Origin of the sequence: Jiella pacifica, from assembly GCF_010500815.1 — a bacterium.
Classification (GTDB): Bacteria; Pseudomonadota; Alphaproteobacteria; order Rhizobiales; family Rhizobiaceae; genus Jiella; species Jiella pacifica.
In genome coordinates this window covers 1-1,376 of record NZ_JAAAMG010000065.1, presented here as the reverse complement: position 1 = coordinate 1,376, position 1,376 = coordinate 1, and the positions used below count along the sequence as shown (strand labels likewise).

Genomic DNA, 1,376 nt, shown 5'->3' with positions numbered 1-1,376 from the left:
AGGCCGATCTCGACGCCTGGCTCGTCCACTACAACACCGAACGCCCGCACCTCGGCTACCGCAACATGGGCCGTAGGCCAGTCGAAACCGTCATGTCATTCGTCAGTCAAGAAGCTTAAGTGGACAGGCAACTTCTGATCCATCTTTACGTAGGGAATTGCCGCAGAATAGAGTTCGTCAGGAAACCTGTAGAACCATTTTCGTCGCTCAAGGCGCTCTGCACGTGCGGCTTCTTCTGATGCATCATCCGTATCGTACCCGCGCTCTGACAAGTCGGAGCGGATCAGTGAAGTCTGATAGATGAACCGGCTGATCAACTTCTCATATTCATCTCCAAAGAGCAGAACCGCCCTCCGCCGCTGGACCTGAAGCCGGCTATGCCACGCGGCTTCATCGAATTCACTGAAACTAGAATTCAGGGCTTCGTTAAACTCACGCCATGCATCCCAAACCACTTCGATGATCGTCAACCTTTTCTCGAAGAGATCCAAGATCAGCTTTTGCCGGGCTGTGTGCCATTGCCCCCATGCAATGCTGGCGCCAAGGAGTGCGATTGCAGCAGCGAGATAAGCAGTCATGTCGCGTCCCATGTCGCGTGGAACTGCCGAGCCTACCGGGAAAACCCTGCAACTCAAGGAAACTCTGTGCAACATGGATGCGACACGGCGCCCGACGAAATCGCGCCTCACTACCGGAATTTATTGGTGGGCGCGTTGGGACTCGATCCCAAGACCTACAGATTAAAAGTCTGCGGCGAGCCCTTCACATCAAGCATGCTATTTGCAGGGCGCTGCAGCGACACCTGCCGTAGGAAAGCTAACACTTCGGCCACAAAGCGCTGAGAGACGCCAACTCCGACACACGCTGCCGAGATCATCACCCTAGCATCCAGCTGTTTGATTGCATCGAGTGTGCGGAAGCAGCGTAGATTGCAATGCGATCACTTGGATAGGGTGCACGGACACCTCGAACCCTCGTGATCTGACCATTCGCTTTCCGATTAATCGCCAAACATATGTCGTATATATGCAGCTGCACCTGGACCAAGCTCGCTTCCGATGGAGTCGAGTTGGTTGGCCGCGGCATTCAGAACATCTGCGCTTTCTTCCTTCGATAACACACCTTTCTCGACCAACTTTTGCAAAAGGTGAGAGATCGTTATTGTCGATGCCAGCGCCATCTCTTCGGTTTTGAATTGTCCCACTAGACCCTCCGACTCATGTTGCATCCATGTCGCATGGAGCTGCCGAGGTGTCCACTTAAGCTTCTTGACTGACGAATGACATGACGGTTTCGACTGGCCTACGGCCCATGTTGCGGTAGCCGAGGTGCGGGCGTTCGGTGTTGTAGTGGACGAGCCAGGCGTCGAGATCGGC

General features: G+C 54.4%; 1 protein-coding gene and 2 pseudogenes. 1 reads left to right on the top strand and 2 read right to left on the bottom strand.

The window, feature by feature from the left end; all coding sequences use genetic code 11:
- Positions 1–119: pseudogene (locus GTK09_RS27060) on the top strand (IS481 family transposase); the annotation flags it as partial.
- On the opposite strand, the gene GTK09_RS27055 reads toward GTK09_RS27060, so the two are convergent.
- The gene (locus GTK09_RS27055) at positions 96–578 is read right to left on the bottom strand and encodes a hypothetical protein (protein ID WP_163466481.1); all 483 of its coding nucleotides are present in this window, start codon (positions 576–578) and stop codon (positions 96–98) included. The pseudogene GTK09_RS27060 and the gene GTK09_RS27055 overlap by 24 nt on opposite strands.
- Positions 579–1,259: 681 nt before the next feature.
- A pseudogene (locus GTK09_RS27050) lies at positions 1,260–1,376 on the bottom strand (IS481 family transposase); the annotation flags it as partial.